Genomic DNA, 15,113 nt, shown 5'->3' with positions numbered 1-15,113 from the left:
CAGTTCGTCCAGGATTTCTTTCGAGATGGTCATTCATGCTTCCTTTTGGTGAAGCATGAACCGGATCACTCATACACAAAAGATCGGACACTCTCCCGCGCAGAGCACCGCCTGTTCATCGTGATGCAAGACCAGTGACAAGATATCGACCATCTCCCGATCTCCGCCGGGCTGCCGTAGCATCTTCGCCTGCAGCAAGCGGAAGGGTTCGGGCATTTCGACGAAGGGCGCGCCATTGCGCAGCGCCCCGGGCTTGCGCTGAACGACCGCCAGATAATGGCGCCAGTCATAGATGACGCGCCCAGGCTGACGGTGGGATCGATCAATGATCCGCTGATGTGTGCAGATGACATGGCCTTCGGCGACAATCACCAACCGTTCGGGATAGATGCGCAGGCTCACCGGCCGGTTTGCAAAGCTGGCGGGCACGGAATAGCGGTTGCGATCGAAAGTGATCAGGCAGGTGGGCGATACGCGCTTTCTCTCCTCTACAAAACCATCAAACATCGTGGGCAGGGGCATCAGGGCAGACTTCTCGGCCTCCCAAACATCAGCAATGCTGCCAGGCAGTGTGCCATGTGCCGTCTCACCCCACAGCAGCTTGCAACGATCTTCCAGCCATTCATTCAGCGCAGCAAGGTCTGGGAAGACAGGAGCAACCTGCCATAGGCGATGTCGGGCATCACGCACGCTCTTCTCAACCTGACCCTTCTCCCAACCCGCCGCTGGATTGCAGAACTCAGGATCGAAGACGTAGTGGCTGGTCATGGCCAGGAACCGCGCATTCACATCGCGCTGTTTGCCAACGCCAACCCGGTCGACGGCTGTCTTCATGTTATCATAGATGCCACGCCCAGGGACGCCTTCAAAGACGCGGAATGCATGCCAGTGGGCATCAAACAGCATCTCATGCGTTTGCAGCAGATAGGCCCGCACCAGAAACGCGCGGCTGTGCGACAGCTTGATGTGGGCAACCTGCAGCTTGATACGCTCGCCGCCGACATAGGCCCAGTCCTCGCTCCAATCGAACTGGAAAGCCTCACCCGGCGCGAACACCAGCGGCACGAAAGTCCCGCGATCTGTCGTGTGATGCGCGCGCTGTCGTTCACCCTTCCATTCCCGCACGAAGGCCGCAACACGTTCGTAAGAACCGTCATATCCAAGCTTTACCAGATCGGCGTGCATAAGCTTCGCCGTCCGGCGTTCCTTGCGGGATTTACGCTGATCAGCCGTCAGCCATGCTGTAAGATGCTTAGCATAAGGGTCGAGCTTGCTGGGACGATCCGGCGCCTGAAACGCAGGCTCAACAATCCCCTCCCGCAGATACTTCTTGATCGTATTGCGAGACACGCCCGTCCGCCGCGCGATCTCACGAATGGGCATCTTCTCTCGCAGCGCCCATCGCCGAATAACTTTCAAAAATCCCATGTCTATCACTCCATGTGCCCCCTGCTGATTCAAGCCGGGGCAAGGTTGCACATGGGTCAATTCTCAATGACAATTTCTGCTGTTGCCGGGTCAGTTCTCAGTGACAATCAACACTTTCCGATGGCAGTGCCGCCCGAGGAGGCCGAGCGGCGCTGCCGCCGCGCGCTGATGGAGGCGTGGGTGGGGCGCGAGACGGCGGCGTTCCGTCTGCCGCCCTCGCGGCTCGCGCTGGATCCGGCCGACGCGATCCGGCTCGCGCATGACGGGCGGCTGGTCGATCTGCGGCTCGTCTCCATCGCCGACGCCGAAGCGCGCGGCATCGAGGCAGTCCGCCAGGACCGGGCGACCTACGATCTGCCGCCCGGCGATCCCCGCGCGGCGTCGCTGACGCGGGCCGTGGTGTTCGGCGCGCCGGATGCGGTGCTGATGGACCTGCCGCAGCTGACCGAGGACCAGCCCGCGCATCGGCCGCTGGTCGCGGCGCACGCGGTTCCCTGGCCGGGAGAAATGGCGGTGTTCCGCAGTCCGTCGACGGACGGGTTCGCGCTGCTGACCACCTTCGGCAGTCGCGCCCGGATCGGGGCTCTGGTCAACGACTTCTATCCGGGTCCCAGCTCGCGTTTCGATCTCGGAAACGCGCTGGTGGTCGATCTGCTCACTGGCACCTTGGAAAGTGTCACCGACCTGACCCTGTTCGGAGGGGCCAACGCGCTGGCCATCGAGAGCGCGTCCGGCGTCTGGGAGATCGTGCAGGCGGGCGCGGCGGAACTGCTGGCGCCCGGCCGGTATCGTCTGACCCGGCTCCTGCGCGGTCAGCGCGGCACCGAGGGCGCGATGGGCAACCCGGCTCCGGCAGGCGCGCGGGTGGTCGTGCTTGACGACAGCCTCGCGGCGCTGCCGATCGCCGAGGCCGATCTCGGCATCCCGTGGAACTGGCGCATCGGCCCCGCGAGCCGCCCTGTGACCGACGAGACCTACGTCGCGCCGGCCTTCACGCCGGAGGGCGTGGGGCTGCGGCCGTTCTCCGTCGCCCATGTTGAGCAACCGTGGCGCGCGTCGCGTTCGCCAGGCGATCTGACGATCCGCTGGACGCGCCGGTCTCGCGCGCTCGCGGCCGACAGCTGGGGCGGGCTCGAGGTGCCGCTCGCGGAGGAACTGGAAGCCTACGAGGTGGAGATCCTCGACGGCCCCGCCGTGAAGCGGGTGCTCAGCACGGCGACGACCAGCGCGCTCTACACCGCCGCTCAGCAGACCGCTGACTGGGGCGCGCCACTCGGCCCCGGCGACACCCTCGACATCCGCATCTTCCAGCTCTCCGCCCTGGTCGGGCGGGGCGCGCCGAAAACCGTCACGCTCACGTTCTGAAGGCCACCCCATGTCCGACGCCACGACCCATCTGCTGCTGCCCTACATCCTGGCGGCGCAGGCCCAGAAGCATGTCACCCACAACGAGGCACTGCGGATCCTCGACGGGCACGTGCAGCTCACCGTCCTCGACCGGGACCTGACGGCTCCGCCCGGTTCTCCGGCCGATGGCGACCGCTACATCGTCGGCTCCGGCGCGACGGGCGATTGGGCCGGCTGGGATCTGAATGTCGCGCTCTGGACCGACGGCACCTGGCTGCGCCTGCCGCCACGAACCGGGTGGCGGGCCTGGATTGAGGACGAGGGGCTGCTGCTGGTCTACGACGGCGCGACCTGGATCGGCACCACGCCCGCGACGCTGCAGAACATGGCGCTGATCGGGCTGGGCACCACGGCCGATGCGTCGAACCCGTTCTCGGCCAAGCTGAACGCCGCGCTCTGGACGGCGAAGACCGTGGCGGAGGGCGGCACGGGCGATCTGTTCTACATCATGAACAAGGAGGCGGTCGGCGACGATCTGGGCCTGACGCTGCAAACCGGCTTCGTGACCAAGGCGCTGGTCGGCCTCTTCGGCTCGGACCGCTTCCGGCTCGCGGTCTCGGCCGACGGCAGCACCTTCTTCGACGGGCTGAGCGTCGACAACGCCACCGGCATCGTCGACCAGCCCCGGCTGCCGCGCTTCAAGGCGTACACCAACTATGACAACTATGTCGGCGTCGGCACCTGGACGAAGATCGGCCTCAACAACACCGACTATAACGATCAGGGGGCGTTCGACGCCGCGAACAACCACTTCGTGGCCCCGGTCGACGGCACCTACCTCTTCGGCGCGACGCTGCTCTACAAGATCAACGCCAGCGCCACGGCCCGCATGCGCGGGCGGCTCGTCCTGAACGGTACGACCGAAATCCGCGGCTCCCTCGGCGAAATCTCCGCCACCCACGTCTCGCTCGCCACCGCGATCTGGCTGCAGACCATGGTCCCGCTGACTGCGGGCGATACCGTCGAGCTGCAGGGGTATTTCCGGGTCGCGGACGGCTACTTCGCCGCCGATCACACGTCCTTCTGGGGCTGCAAGGTCGGCTGAGCGGCGCAAGGAGGATCCGATGACACCACCCCGATCCGAGGGCTACGTCCGCATGCCCGACGCCGAGTTCGAGGCGATCCTCACGCGGGCGGCCGAGGAAGGCGCGAAGCGTGCGCTGGCCGATGTCGGTCTCGACGGCGACGAGGCCGCGCTCGACATCCGCGATCTGCGATCCCTGGTGGACTGCATCCGCCTGGTGCGCCGCACCGCGATGCAGACCGCCGTCCGCATGATCACAACCGGTGTCATGCTGGCGCTGCTGGCGGGCATCGCCATCAAGCTGAAGATCTTCGGCGGCAGTCCTTAGCCGCTCAACACCCCAAACCATCAGCCCAACCGCACCCGCCCTCGAGGCGGGCTTTTTGTTTCGGAGGACCCCATGACCACGACCTTCCACCGCCGTTGGCGTGACGTGCCAGAAAGCTCCTGGCGCTGGCCGAACTTCTCACCCGCCGAGATCGCCTGCCGGGGCACCGGCAAGCTGCTGATCAACGAGTCGGCGCTCGACAAGCTGCAGGCGCTGCGTGACCGGCTGGGCAAGCCGCTGATCGTGCGCTCCGCCTATCGCAGCCCCGAGCACAACCGCGCCGTCGGCGGCGCGACCCGGTCGAAGCATCTCGACGGTGCCGCCTTCGACATCGCCATGGCGAACCACGACCCGGTGGCCTTCGAGGCGGCGGCGCGCGAGGTCGGGTTCCTCGGCTTCGGCTTCTACCCGCGTTCGGGCTTCATCCATGTCGATCTCGGGCCCGCGCGGCAATGGGGTGAGCGCTTCCCGGTCCGGGTGACGGCCTTCGCAGCCGAGACGCCGCTTGCGCGCGAAGTGCTGGCTGACAGCCGCACCATGAAGGGTGGTGGCGCGGCGGGTGTCGCGACGCTCGGCGCGGCCGGGGTGGAGGTTGCGCAGAGCGTCCTGGCCGAGACCCAATCCGCAATCCTGCCGCTTGTGCCGTATCTCGACACCCTGCGCTGGGTGTTCATCGCCGTGGCGCTCGGCGGGATTGCGGTCACGATCTACGCCCGGCTCGATGACTGGAAGCGGGGGCGGCGGTGATCGGCGGGCTCCTCACCGGGATCGCCGCGGGCACATGGGTGCGTGCGGCCCTCCGCTACGCGTCTATAGCACTCGCCGTGCTCCTGTTCCTGCTTTCGCTTCGGCGCTCCGGGGAGCGAGCAGGACGCCTCGCCGAACGCCTTGAAACCACGGAGAAGGCCAATGACGTCCAACGCCGGATGCTGGAAGCGGCGTCTCACCGCCCTCGCGATCGCGACGAGCTTGCTGAGCGGCTGCGCGACGGTTCGTTCTGAGGACGGCAGGCTCGCGACGTGCCCACCCGTGGTCGAGTATGGCCGGGAGTTTCAAGCGAGGGCTGCCGAGGAACTGGCCCTGCTGCCGCACGGCTCGACCATCGGCGAGATGCTGGCCGACTACGCTGTGATGCGCGACCAGGCGCGGGCATGTCGATAGCCGACGGCTCCGAACGCCGAGGTAGCAATGGGGAATCCCAAAATGGACGCCGCAGTACAGAGCCGACCTTGGCAGATGCTCGGTCTGCGCAATACCTCACTAGTCATCAACGGTTTTGCGGTCGTTACCGTTCGACAAATCGGTATCCGACCCCGGGCTCATTCTGGATCAGCCTCGGAGCCGACGGGTCTTCCTCGAGCTTCTTGCGCAAGGACCGGACGGTGACGCGTAGGTATTCGACATGGTCGGTGTGAGCCGGGCCCCAGACCTCTCGCAGAAGGTGCGAATGGGTCAGGACCTTGCCCGGATGGCTGGCGAGAACGCCCAGAAGTGTGAACTCCTTCGGCGTGAGTTTCACCTCGGCTTCATTCTTCCATACGCCATGAGCATCGAGGTCGATGGTGACCGGGCCAGCCGTCAGCTTGCGCAGGTGGCCGTGGCTCTGATCTGCCCTGCGAAGGCATGACCTTATCCGGGCCATGAGTTCCTCGCTGTCGAACGGCTTGGTGACATAGTCATCAGCACCAAGGTCAAGGGCCGCGACTTTCTCGCTCGATGCCTCCCTGGCCGTCAGCACGATGATCGGGACGAGTTTCTCGCGGAACGCCCCGATCAGTTCCAGCCCGTCACGGTCGGGCAGGCCTAGATCCAATAGCACGAGCTTCGGCACGGACCGGCGCAGGGCATCGAGCGCGGCCGCCCCGCAATCCGCCTCGACGGTCGCATATCCGCTGCGCTCGATGGCCACACGAAGAAGGCGGCGGATCGGCATTTCGTCGTCGACGATCAGGATGTGCCCGCTCACGCGATGTCCTCCATCGACACATGGACAGTTGCATCATGCGGGATGCGGATCGTGAAGCGCGATCCGCCGCCCTGGCGCCGCGCGGCCTCGACCGTGAAGCCCATCGCTTCCGCGAATCCCTTGACGATGGCAAGGCCGAGCCCCGATCCGCCGGTGCGATCCGACGTCTCGCCGCGGGCGAAGCGGTCGAAAATGCGCTGTTCGCTGCCTTGGGGAATGCCGGGGCCGCCATCGAGCACGTCGATCACCGGGCCGCGCCGCCCCATCCGCGCGATGATCTCGATCGGTTCCTCCTGCGGCGAATACTTGGCCGCATTGTCGACGAGGTTCAGGAGCGCGTGGTTCAGCAGAACCGCATCGGCCCGCACGAGAGGCAGGTTCGGGTCGATCGATGTCTGCACCTTTCGTCCCGCCAGAGTCTTGGCCAGGTCGCCGACCGCCGAAGCGATCACGTCGGTCAGATCCGTCGGGACAAGATCGGGCGTGACTGCGCCTTCCTCGATACGCGTCAGGTCCAGCAGATCGGACAGGAATCGGTTCAGCCTGCGCGCCTCGCTGCGCACTGTCTCGACCAGTTCGGCCTCGTCACCTGTTGCCGAGAGCGCCTCGGCCGCCGCGGTCACGGCCGTGAGCGGTGTGCGCAGGTCGTGGCTGAGCGACGCGAGCAGCGCCGCGCGCAAGGAGTCGCGCTGGCGCACCACCTCCATCTCGCGCATGTCGGTTTCCAGCTTCAGACGCTCGTGCGCCAGTGCGGCCTGGTCGATCAGGCTTTCGGCCAGAGCCGCGCGCTCGGTTGGAATGGGGTCGCGACCGGGAGGACCGCGAAACCCAAGGACAGCGAGCGTTCCGAGGGACGTCTTGAGGGGACGGAACTGCCATTGGCTGGCCGTAAGGGTGTTGGTTCCCAAACCGGCGTCCTCTCCGTGCTCCATCACCCACTCGGCCGCCGCTTGATCGATGGGGCTCAGTTTCGGTTTGGTCTGCCCGAACGCGCTGATCTCGACGCTGTCCCCGGAGCGGTGCAGCACGATGGTCTGCACCGCCAACAACGACCGAAGCTCATCTCTTATGAGCTGCGCCGTCTCTTCCGTGGTGCTCGCGGCGCCAAGGCGCGTGGCGAAACGGGCGAGACCGGCGTTCTCGCGGGCGCTGCGCATGGCAAGGGCGGCGGCAGCCCGTGCGCGTGCCGCCAGCTGTCCGGTGATGATCGCGACCACCACGAGCAACACCGCCGTGATGATGTTCACCGGGCCATAGATGATGAACGTGTAGAACGGGGGAAGGAAGAAGAAGTTATAGGCGATGCCTGCTGCGATGGCAGCGATCAATCCGGCACGGAAGCCGTAGAAGCTGGCGCTGAAGATGACAGGCAGCAGGTAGAGAAGATCGATCGGGCCGCGACTGATCCAGCCCTGCGCAAGAAATGCGGCAAGCGTCAATGCCCCAACCGACCCGATTGCCACCACGTCCCCGGTCCAACTGCCGTGGGGCCACAGCCGCCGCCAGTCCCGCCCGCGTGGTGTGTCCAGAAAAGGGATTACATGGATGGCGATGCCGGTCGTCCCGTCGAGGATGTCCTGAACGATTCCATCGCGCCGCCTGAACCAGCCGCCCTTGCCACGCGATCTGCCAAGGACCAGCTGCGTGGCGCGCAACTCCTTGCACTGGGCCAGCATAGCCTCCTGAACCGAGGTGGCCGGTACGGATTGCAAGGTGGCCCCCAGAGAAGCAGCGAGTGACAGGTTGCGGGCAAGCTGGGTCTTCTCGGCGTCGCTGAACCGCCCGGCCCTTGGCGTCTCGACGTAGAGCGCAATGAGCGGCGCCTTCAGGGCATCGGCGAGCCTTTTGGCGGCTCGCACGACCTGCTCTCCACCTGCCGCTTCCGAGATCGCGACAAGGATGCGCTGCCCACCGGCGTAGCCGTTCTCCTTGCCGGTGACGCTCTTGTGTTCCTGGATGCGCGCATCGACGTATTGCGCGGCATGGCGCAGGGCGAGTTCGCGCAAAGCCAACAGGTTGCCCTTGGAAAAGAAGTGTTCAAGCGCATGGCGGGCTTGGTCGGGCACATAAATCTTCCCGGCATCCAGGCGCTTGATCAGGTCCTCGGGCGGCAGGTCGATCAGTTCGATCTCGGCATTCTCGAACACCTTGTCGGGCACGGTCTCCCGCACCCGGACATGGGTGAAGCTGCCGACGACGTCGTTCAGGCTTTCGACGTGCTGGATGTTGACCGTGGTCATCACGTCGATGCCCGCAGCCAGCAGCTCCCCGATATCCTGCCATCGCTTGGGGTGGCGGCTGCCAGGAGCGTTGGTGTGCGCCAGCTCGTCGACGAGGACAATTTCCGGATGGCGCTCCAGAACGGCGTCGAGGTCCATCTCGGTCAGGGTCTGACCCTTGTAATCGATGGACTTGCGCGGGATCACCGGCAACGGCGAAACCAGCGCCTCGGTTTCTTTCCGGCCGTGGGTCTCGACAATGCCGATGACCACATCCGCGCCGGCCTCAAGCTTTTCTGCGCCTTCGAGAAGCATCTCGTAAGTTTTCCCGACGCCGGGTGCGGCGCCGAGAAAGATCTTTAGGGTGCCACGCCCCTCGCGTTGAGCTTCGCGCAGCAGGGCATCGGGCGAGGGGCGGGAGTCATCTGTCATGGCACTGTTTTACTCTGTGCTCGCGGGACTTACCAATTCCGCATCGAGTTCAAGGTTCAGCTCCAGGACGTTGACGATGGGCGCCGGGGTAAAGAACCCCCCGGGCCGATGGGACATTCGGTCGATAATCGCCCGGACGGCTGCAGGCTCGACCCCGCGCGCCTCGGCTACCCTGGTCACCTGAAACAGCGCACCCTCTCGCGAGATGTGGGGGTCCAGCCCCGCGCCCGATGCGGTCACCAGATCGGCAGGGATCGGGGTGCCGTCCCGACCATGGGCCGCGATCAGCGCCAGCGCGCGTTCCGCCAGTTCGGGATTGGCGGGCGACAGGTTCGACCCGCCCGCGCCGGCAGCGTCGTAATCCACCGCCGATGGGCGCGGCCAGACATATTCCGGCGCAGTGAACCCCTGCGCGATCAGGCGGCTACCAATCACCGTGCCGTCCTGGCTGGTGATCAGCGATCCGTTGGCGGTGGCCGGTGTCACGGCCTGCGCGAAGCCGAGGATCACCGTGGTATAGCCGGCGACGCAGATCGCCATGGTGGCGGCCGTGACGCGAAGCCCCGAGATGATGTCATTCATGAGTCTGTCTCCTGTCCGTGCCGTTCAGGGCAGCGAGAAGTGTTCGGCCAGCGGGCCAAGGGCCGCTGCCGGAAGGAAGGTGAGTGCGCCGAAGATGACGACTGTCAGGCCAAGCATCGTGCCGAATGTCGCATCCTCGACGCCGAGGGTGCCGGCACTCTCCGCCGCTCGGCGCTTGGCCATCAGGCTGCCCACGATGGCGAGCGGCAAGATGATCGGCAGGTAACGGCCCAGCAGCATCACGACGCCGGTGGCGATGTTCCAGGCCCAGGTGCCGTCCCCCAGCCCCTCGAAGCCCGAGCCGTTGTTGGCCGCAGCCGACGAGAATTCGTAGAGGATTTCGGAGAAGCCATGCGGCCCGAGGTCCTGCACCGTGGACTGGCCCAGCGAGGTCGCGGCGAATAGTGCCGTGGGCCCAAGGATCAGGACCGCGTGTGAGAACAACGCGAGGATGGCCAGACGCACCTCCTTCGCCTCGATTCTGTGGCCCAGGTATTCGGGCGTGCGCCCCACCATCATGCCCGCCACGAAGACTGCCACGACGATATACAAGAACATGTTGATCATCCCCACGCCGACGCCGCCGAAGGTCGCGTTCAGCCACATGCCCGCCATTGGCATCAGGCCGGTCAGCGGGTTGAGACTATCGTGCATCGCGCCCACCGACCCGTTCGAGGTGGAGGTGGTCAGCACTGCCCAGAGCGGCCCGCCGGTGGCGCCGAAGCGCAGCTCCTTGCCTTCGAGGTTGCCGGTTTCCGTGGACACGGGCAGTTCGGCAAAGGCCGGTGTCGGCGCGGATTCAAAGGTCACCGAAACCGTGATCTTGACCAGGATGAACAGCGCCATCACGGCAAAGATGACGGTGGCGTGCTTCATCCGGCCAAGAATGCCGCCGAACATCCAGACGCAGGCCATCGGGATCAGCATGATAGCGATCATCGCCAACCCGTTGGTCCAGAAGCTGGGGTTCTCCAGCGGATGCGTGGCATTGGGGCCGAAGAAGCCGCCGCCATTGGTGCCCAACTGCTTGATGGTCAGGAATGCCGCGACGGGGCCGCGCGCGATGGTCTGCGTCACCCCCTCGAGCGTCGTGGCCACCGCAGAGCCTTGCAGCGTCATCGGCATGCCCATCAGCACCATCAGCAGTGCGACGATCAGTGCCAGAGGCAGCAGCACAAGAAAGCTCGCCCGCTGCACGTCGATCATGAAGGTGCCCAAGCTCGTGCGCCCGGCAATACCGCGCGCCAGCGCGGCCAACGCCGCGATGCCCGTGGCGGCCGAGACGAACTGCAGCCACATCAGCCCTGCAAGCTGGCTGAGGTAGCTCATTGAAGCCTCGCCCGAATAGTGCTGCAGGTTCGTGTTGGTCGTGAAGGACGCCGCTGTGTTGAAGACCAGTGTAGGGTCGTGCGGCCCCATCCCGTCCGGGTTCAGCGGCAGGTATTGCTGCAACGCGAGGATCGTGAAGGTCACTGTGAACATGATGGCGTTGAAGATCAGCATTGAGACCAGGTAGCGCTTCCAGCCCTGCTCCTCGGTGGCGCCACCGATCCGCCCGAAGAGGCTGGTCCAGCCCGTCATCCGGTCCGAGCCTGGGTCCATGACCAGTTTCATCCAGGCACCCAGCGGCAGCGACAGGAGCGCCGTTCCACCGATGATCAGGGCAACGATAAAGACGTGTTCCATCTGTTCAATCCTCGAAAAGCCGGGTCACGACGCCGATCAGCGCGGCGAAGATCGCAATCCCGAGTGCATAGGTAAGAATGATCATGTGCGTCTCCCTTCACGCGAGGCCGAGGCCGGATACGACCACGTCGATCAGCTTGATGCCGACGAAGGGGACGATCAGGCCGCCGAGGCCGTAGATGCCGAGGTTGCGGACAAGCTGGCGCGATGCGCTCTGCGGGCGATAGGTCACCCCGCGCAGCGCCAGTGGGACCAGCAGCGGGATGATGACGGCGTTGAAGATGATCGCCGACAGGATCGCGCTTTGCGGGCTCGACAGCCCCATGACGTTCAGCGCGTCGAGGCCCGGATAGAGCGCCACGAAGATCGCCGGCAGGATGGCGAAATATTTGGCCACGTCATTCGAGATCGAGAACGTGGTCAGCGCCCCCCGTGTCATAAGCAGCTGCTTGCCGATCCCCACGATCTCGATGAGCTTGGTGGGGTTGTTGTCGAGGTCGACCATGTTGCCGGCCTCGCGCGCGGCCTGGGTGCCGGTGTTCATGGCGACACCGACATCGGATTGGGCCAGAGCGGGCGCGTCGTTCGTCCCGTCGCCGCACATGGCGACCAGCTTGCCGCCGGATTGCTCCTTGCGGATCAACTCGAGCTTGTCCTCCGGAGTTGCCTCGGCGAGGAAATCGTCGACACCGGATTCGGCCGCGATGGCCGCAGCCGTCAGCGGGTTGTCCCCGGTGATCATCACCGTCCGGATACCCATCCGCCGCAACTCGGCAAAGCGTTCCTTGATGCCCGCCTTGACGATGTCCTTGAGGTTGATCGCGCCCAGAAGCCGGGTGCCGTCCGCCACGGCCAGCGGCGTGCCACCGGCGCGCGCGATCTTTTCGGTGAGGGTGCGGATCTGCCTGACGGCAACTGCATCGAAATCATGCAGCTTCAGGATCGCGTCGACCGCCCCCTTGCGGATCTTGCGCTCCCCGATGTCGATTCCGCTGACGCGGGTCTGCGCGGTGAAGGTCACCACCTCGGCTCCTTCCGGTGCCGCGTCACCCTTGCCGGCCAATTCAACGATGGACCGGCCTTCGGGCGTCTCGTCCCCCAGCGAGGACAGGCGCGCGGCCTCGACGAGTTCACCCTCGCGGACGCCCGACAGCGGCAGGAAATCGGTCGCCTGACGGTCGCCAAGCGTGATCGTCCCGGTCTTGTCCAGAAGCAGAGTGTCGATATCGCCTGCCGCCTCGACCGCACGGCCCGACTTGGCAAGGACGTTGAAGCGGATCAGCCGGTCCATGCCTGCGATGCCGATCGCCGAGAGCAGCGCCGAAATGGTCGTCGGAATCAGCGCCACGAACAGGGCAACCAGGATCGGCACGGAGATCGCGCCGCCCGCGTAAGCCGTGAAGGCCGGCAACGTGCCGACGGCGATCAGAAAGATCAGCGTCAGCCCGGTCAGCAGCACCGTCAGCGCAACCTCGTTGGGCGTCTTGGCGCGGCTCGCACCCTCGACGAGGCTGATCATCCGGTCGAGGAACCCTTCGCCGGGTTCGACCGTGACCTTGACCTTTATCCAGTCGGAGATCACGCGCGTACCCGCCGTGACGGCAGATCTGTCGCCGCCCGCCTCGCGGATGACCGGCGCGGATTCCCCGGTAATCGCCGCCTCGTTGACCGAGGCAACGCCTTCGATCACCTCGCCGTCGGCTGGGATCTGGTCGCCGGTCTCGACCAGCACGATGTCCCCTGCGCGCAGCTCGCTAGCCGGAACGACCTTGACGGAATCGCCCTTGACCCGCTTGCCCTGAAGCTCCGCCTTGGTGGAGCGCAGCGAGGCCGCCTGCGCCTTTCCGCGCCCCTCGGCCAGCGCCTCGGCGAAGTTGCCGAAGAGCACGGTGAGCCAAAGCCAGAAGACTATCTGCGCCTCGAAGGCGACATCGCCGCCCGACGCGAACGACCGGACCAGCAGCACCGTCGCCAGCAGCGCGACGCTTGCGGTGGTGAACATGACCGGGTTGCGGACCAGCTGCCGCGGATCGAGCTTGGTGAAGCTGTCCCGCAACGCTGGCACCATGAGGCCGGCGGAAAAAATCGATGGTGTGTGTTGGTGTGCCATGATGCGCGCCTCAGAACCGCTCGGGCCGCAGGAGCACGGCCAGCAGGTAGACAAGGAGCGCGGCGGCAACGAGGCCACCGAGCACGAGATCGAAGCCCATGTATCAAACCTCCAGATACCGTTTCGTTTCGGATATCTGCGCTTGATGGGCGTAAAGCCGCCATGTGAAGTTCAGCGGTCGGGAATAAGGGCGACATAAAATCCGTTTTTAATCAATTACTTAAAGTGGAGAAGGTTGGACGTCAGGCCCATCCCCTCCGCCACTTTCCCTTGCGAAAGCGTTCTCCCCATCCGGCTGCGGCCGGATTTTTTCGTTGTTTTCGAGGGTTATGCGGGAGGGGCTGAGCACTGGCGTCGTCGCGAGGAGGCCCGGAAGCGGTCTCTGACGGCCGATATTCTCCGGACCTGATGACTGCGCCGATTTGGTGCAGAGCCTGCAACCATCTGAAATACAATAGATAATTTCGCGGCCACCTAAACATTTCGATTTCAGTGGTGCTCGGGTAGAATGGACCTGGGTTCGAACCATTCCGATGTTTGATACGCTCGCCTGCGTAGCGGATCAGTTGGCATGCACGTGAAGTTCGGTTCTCTGGCGATCAGCGTAGGCCTCTGGGTGGAACCCCGCCACTACAACACGGTCCTCCAGCTCAAGCTGCCGCACAGCATTGTCGCGCCAGCCGCTCGTGCTGAACTGCAACGGACCAGCGAGCATACCCTAGTCCATACTTGGCAAGCAGCATCTTCATGGCGAGACCAGCCTTTCGCACTCGCGCCCGCGTTGCAAGTCAGATAATGATTAGAAGTCAAGCCGTTGGTGATGCTCCATGCGTCACTGCCTTGAAGCTGTTTTCACTAGTGGGAACGGCTTCAGTCTGAGGATTTGGATGTTCTGACGTGGCAAGAATTAAAGCAATATTTCAGCCTCTGGTAGGCGGACAGCAACACGCAACCCAACTTGTTTCGTTGGTAAGTCAGCCTTGGCTCGAGCAGCTAGTTCTCTCATCTGCATTTTGCAATTCAGCAGGGGTTGCAGCGGTGTCCACCGCACTTGGTCCAGTTGCAAAGGTTTGCAGGGCATTCATCGGTGTACGCAACGGTTCAACGACGGGGCAAGCCACGGCTGCCTTATTGAAGCTGGGGGTTGAACTCTATGCGCTGGACACCGCGACCAGAAGTCGAATTTTTCACCCAAAGACCTTTATGGCAACGGGTGATGACCAGGCACGGGCTATAGTCGGTAGTGCAAACTTAACTCATGCGGGTTTGTTCAACAATATTGAACTCGGATCTGATATCGAGTTGGATCTGGCGGACGCCTCTGACAAAGCGTTTGTTGACGCAATAATGGATGGGTTCGACGATCTTATAAATAATCACCCACAGCATTGCTTCCGAATATTAAATGGGCGTCAAATCGTTGATTTGATGAGGCAGGGTATCCTCGAAGACGAACGAAATCCCAAGACGCAGACTGCCTTTGGTTCTGGAACTCAAGGCAGTACTACGAGCAAGCCTCGAATTAACTTGCCGTTCAAGGGCTCACCGAAGAAAACGAAGACAAAGAAACCAAAACTTGGTACGACAGCGCCTACCGGTGGGCTGCCTGCCTCGCCTCCGATCTATGGACAATTGGTATGGTCAAAACCGAGCCTTCCTGCCTCCGATCTCCAGCTTAACCCCGGACACGCGCCGGGAGTTTTGCGACTTACGCAAGCAAGATACAAGATTGGCGGTATAGTTATTGACCAGACGACGTACTTCCGAAATCAAGTGTTCTCGACTTTGAGCTGGAACTACAATTCAGTTGCGCAGAAAGACGAAGCAGTTGCGCCGAGGTCGTGTCGCGAAGGTGGTGGAAATTTGAAGGTGGCGTAATCTCCGGGTGAACGAAACCCACCCAACCGGCGGCTGGCACCGCCAAGGAGATC

The 15,113-nt window shown here is 64.0% G+C and carries 11 protein-coding genes and 2 pseudogenes; 6 read left to right on the top strand and 7 right to left on the bottom strand.

Annotated features, from left to right (window positions below):
• Nucleotides 1–90: 90 nt before the first annotated feature.
• Nucleotides 91–1,428: pseudogene (gene istA / locus ACSSV8_RS19045) on the bottom strand (IS21 family transposase); the annotation flags it as partial.
• Between the two features lie 105 nt (nt 1,429–1,533).
• Here istA and ACSSV8_RS19040 point away from each other — a divergent pair.
• The 5 genes and pseudogenes from ACSSV8_RS19040 to ACSSV8_RS19020 all read left to right on the top strand — a co-directional run.
• Nucleotides 1,534–2,793 (top strand): annotated as a pseudogene (locus ACSSV8_RS19040) (GTA baseplate fiber-binding domain-containing protein); the annotation flags it as partial.
• A 10-nt stretch (nt 2,794–2,803) separates the two neighbouring features.
• Entirely contained in the window at nt 2,804–3,880 is a 1,077-nt protein-coding gene (locus ACSSV8_RS19035) for a DUF2793 domain-containing protein (RefSeq protein ID WP_454283522.1), read from the top strand.
• A gap of 19 nt (nt 3,881–3,899) precedes the next feature.
• Complete coding sequence (locus tag ACSSV8_RS19030; protein WP_454283521.1) at nt 3,900–4,187, top strand: DUF6127 family protein; 288 nt, start codon at nt 3,900–3,902, stop codon at nt 4,185–4,187.
• Between the two features lie 72 nt (nt 4,188–4,259).
• On the top strand, nt 4,260–4,934 hold the full coding sequence (locus ACSSV8_RS19025) for a YcbK family protein (RefSeq protein WP_454283520.1): 675 nt from the start codon (nt 4,260–4,262) through the stop codon (nt 4,932–4,934).
• A gap of 162 nt (nt 4,935–5,096) precedes the next feature.
• Nucleotides 5,097–5,348, top strand: coding sequence for a hypothetical protein (locus ACSSV8_RS19020; RefSeq protein WP_454283519.1), 252 nt, complete (start codon nt 5,097–5,099; stop codon nt 5,346–5,348).
• Between the two features lie 124 nt (nt 5,349–5,472).
• On the opposite strand, the gene ACSSV8_RS19015 is transcribed toward ACSSV8_RS19020, so the two are convergent.
• The 6 genes from ACSSV8_RS19015 to kdpF form a co-directional block, all read right to left on the bottom strand.
• Nucleotides 5,473–6,153 (bottom strand): response regulator, encoded by a 681-nt coding sequence (locus ACSSV8_RS19015; RefSeq protein ID WP_454283518.1) that lies wholly within the window; start codon nt 6,151–6,153, stop codon nt 5,473–5,475.
• Complete coding sequence (locus ACSSV8_RS19010) at nt 6,150–8,804, bottom strand: ATP-binding protein (protein ID WP_454283517.1); 2,655 nt, start codon at nt 8,802–8,804, stop codon at nt 6,150–6,152. The genes ACSSV8_RS19015 and ACSSV8_RS19010 overlap by 4 nt, the downstream gene beginning before the upstream one ends.
• 9 nt (nt 8,805–8,813) lie before the next feature.
• Nucleotides 8,814–9,386, bottom strand: coding sequence for a potassium-transporting ATPase subunit C (locus tag ACSSV8_RS19005; protein ID WP_454283516.1), 573 nt, complete (start codon nt 9,384–9,386; stop codon nt 8,814–8,816).
• Nucleotides 9,387–9,410: 24 nt separating this feature from the next.
• Complete coding sequence (gene kdpA / locus ACSSV8_RS19000; protein ID WP_454283515.1) at nt 9,411–11,072, bottom strand: potassium-transporting ATPase subunit KdpA; 1,662 nt, start codon at nt 11,070–11,072, stop codon at nt 9,411–9,413.
• Between the two features lie 97 nt (nt 11,073–11,169).
• Nucleotides 11,170–13,182 (bottom strand): potassium-transporting ATPase subunit KdpB, encoded by a 2,013-nt coding sequence (gene kdpB, locus ACSSV8_RS18995; RefSeq protein WP_454283514.1) that lies wholly within the window; start codon nt 13,180–13,182, stop codon nt 11,170–11,172.
• A 10-nt stretch (nt 13,183–13,192) separates the two neighbouring features.
• The gene (kdpF, locus tag ACSSV8_RS18990; protein ID WP_454283513.1) at nt 13,193–13,282 is read right to left on the bottom strand and encodes a K(+)-transporting ATPase subunit F; all 90 of its coding nucleotides are present in this window, start codon (nt 13,280–13,282) and stop codon (nt 13,193–13,195) included.
• 938 nt (nt 13,283–14,220) lie between these two features.
• Between kdpF and ACSSV8_RS18985 the strand changes: the two genes are divergently transcribed.
• The gene (locus tag ACSSV8_RS18985; RefSeq protein ID WP_454283512.1) at nt 14,221–15,060 is read left to right on the top strand and encodes a phospholipase D family protein; all 840 of its coding nucleotides are present in this window, start codon (nt 14,221–14,223) and stop codon (nt 15,058–15,060) included.
• Nucleotides 15,061–15,113 lie beyond the last annotated feature (53 nt).

It is taken from the genome of Roseovarius sp. MBR-79 (genome assembly GCF_053628555.1).
Note: the sequence above shows the minus strand (reverse complement) of the source record. Positions and strands in the feature narration are given on the sequence as shown.

Excerpts from the sequence above, each read along its gene's own strand:
- ACSSV8_RS19035 (WP_454283522.1), top strand. The coding sequence starts at position 2,804 with ATGTCCGACGCCACGACCCATCTGCTGCTGCCCTACATCCTGGCGGCG.
- ACSSV8_RS19030 (WP_454283521.1), top strand. The coding sequence starts at position 3,900 with ATGACACCACCCCGATCCGAGGGCTACGTCCGCATGCCCGACGCCGAG.
- ACSSV8_RS19025 (WP_454283520.1), top strand. The coding sequence starts at position 4,260 with ATGACCACGACCTTCCACCGCCGTTGGCGTGACGTGCCAGAAAGCTCC.
- ACSSV8_RS19020 (WP_454283519.1), top strand. The coding sequence starts at position 5,097 with ATGACGTCCAACGCCGGATGCTGGAAGCGGCGTCTCACCGCCCTCGCG.
- ACSSV8_RS19010 (WP_454283517.1), bottom strand. The coding sequence starts at position 8,804 with ATGACAGATGACTCCCGCCCCTCGCCCGATGCCCTGCTGCGCGAAGCT.
- ACSSV8_RS19005 (WP_454283516.1), bottom strand. The coding sequence starts at position 9,386 with ATGAATGACATCATCTCGGGGCTTCGCGTCACGGCCGCCACCATGGCG.
- kdpA (WP_454283515.1), bottom strand. The coding sequence starts at position 11,072 with ATGGAACACGTCTTTATCGTTGCCCTGATCATCGGTGGAACGGCGCTC.
- kdpB (WP_454283514.1), bottom strand. The coding sequence starts at position 13,182 with ATGGCACACCAACACACACCATCGATTTTTTCCGCCGGCCTCATGGTG.
- kdpF (WP_454283513.1), bottom strand. The coding sequence starts at position 13,282 with ATGGGCTTCGATCTCGTGCTCGGTGGCCTCGTTGCCGCCGCGCTCCTT.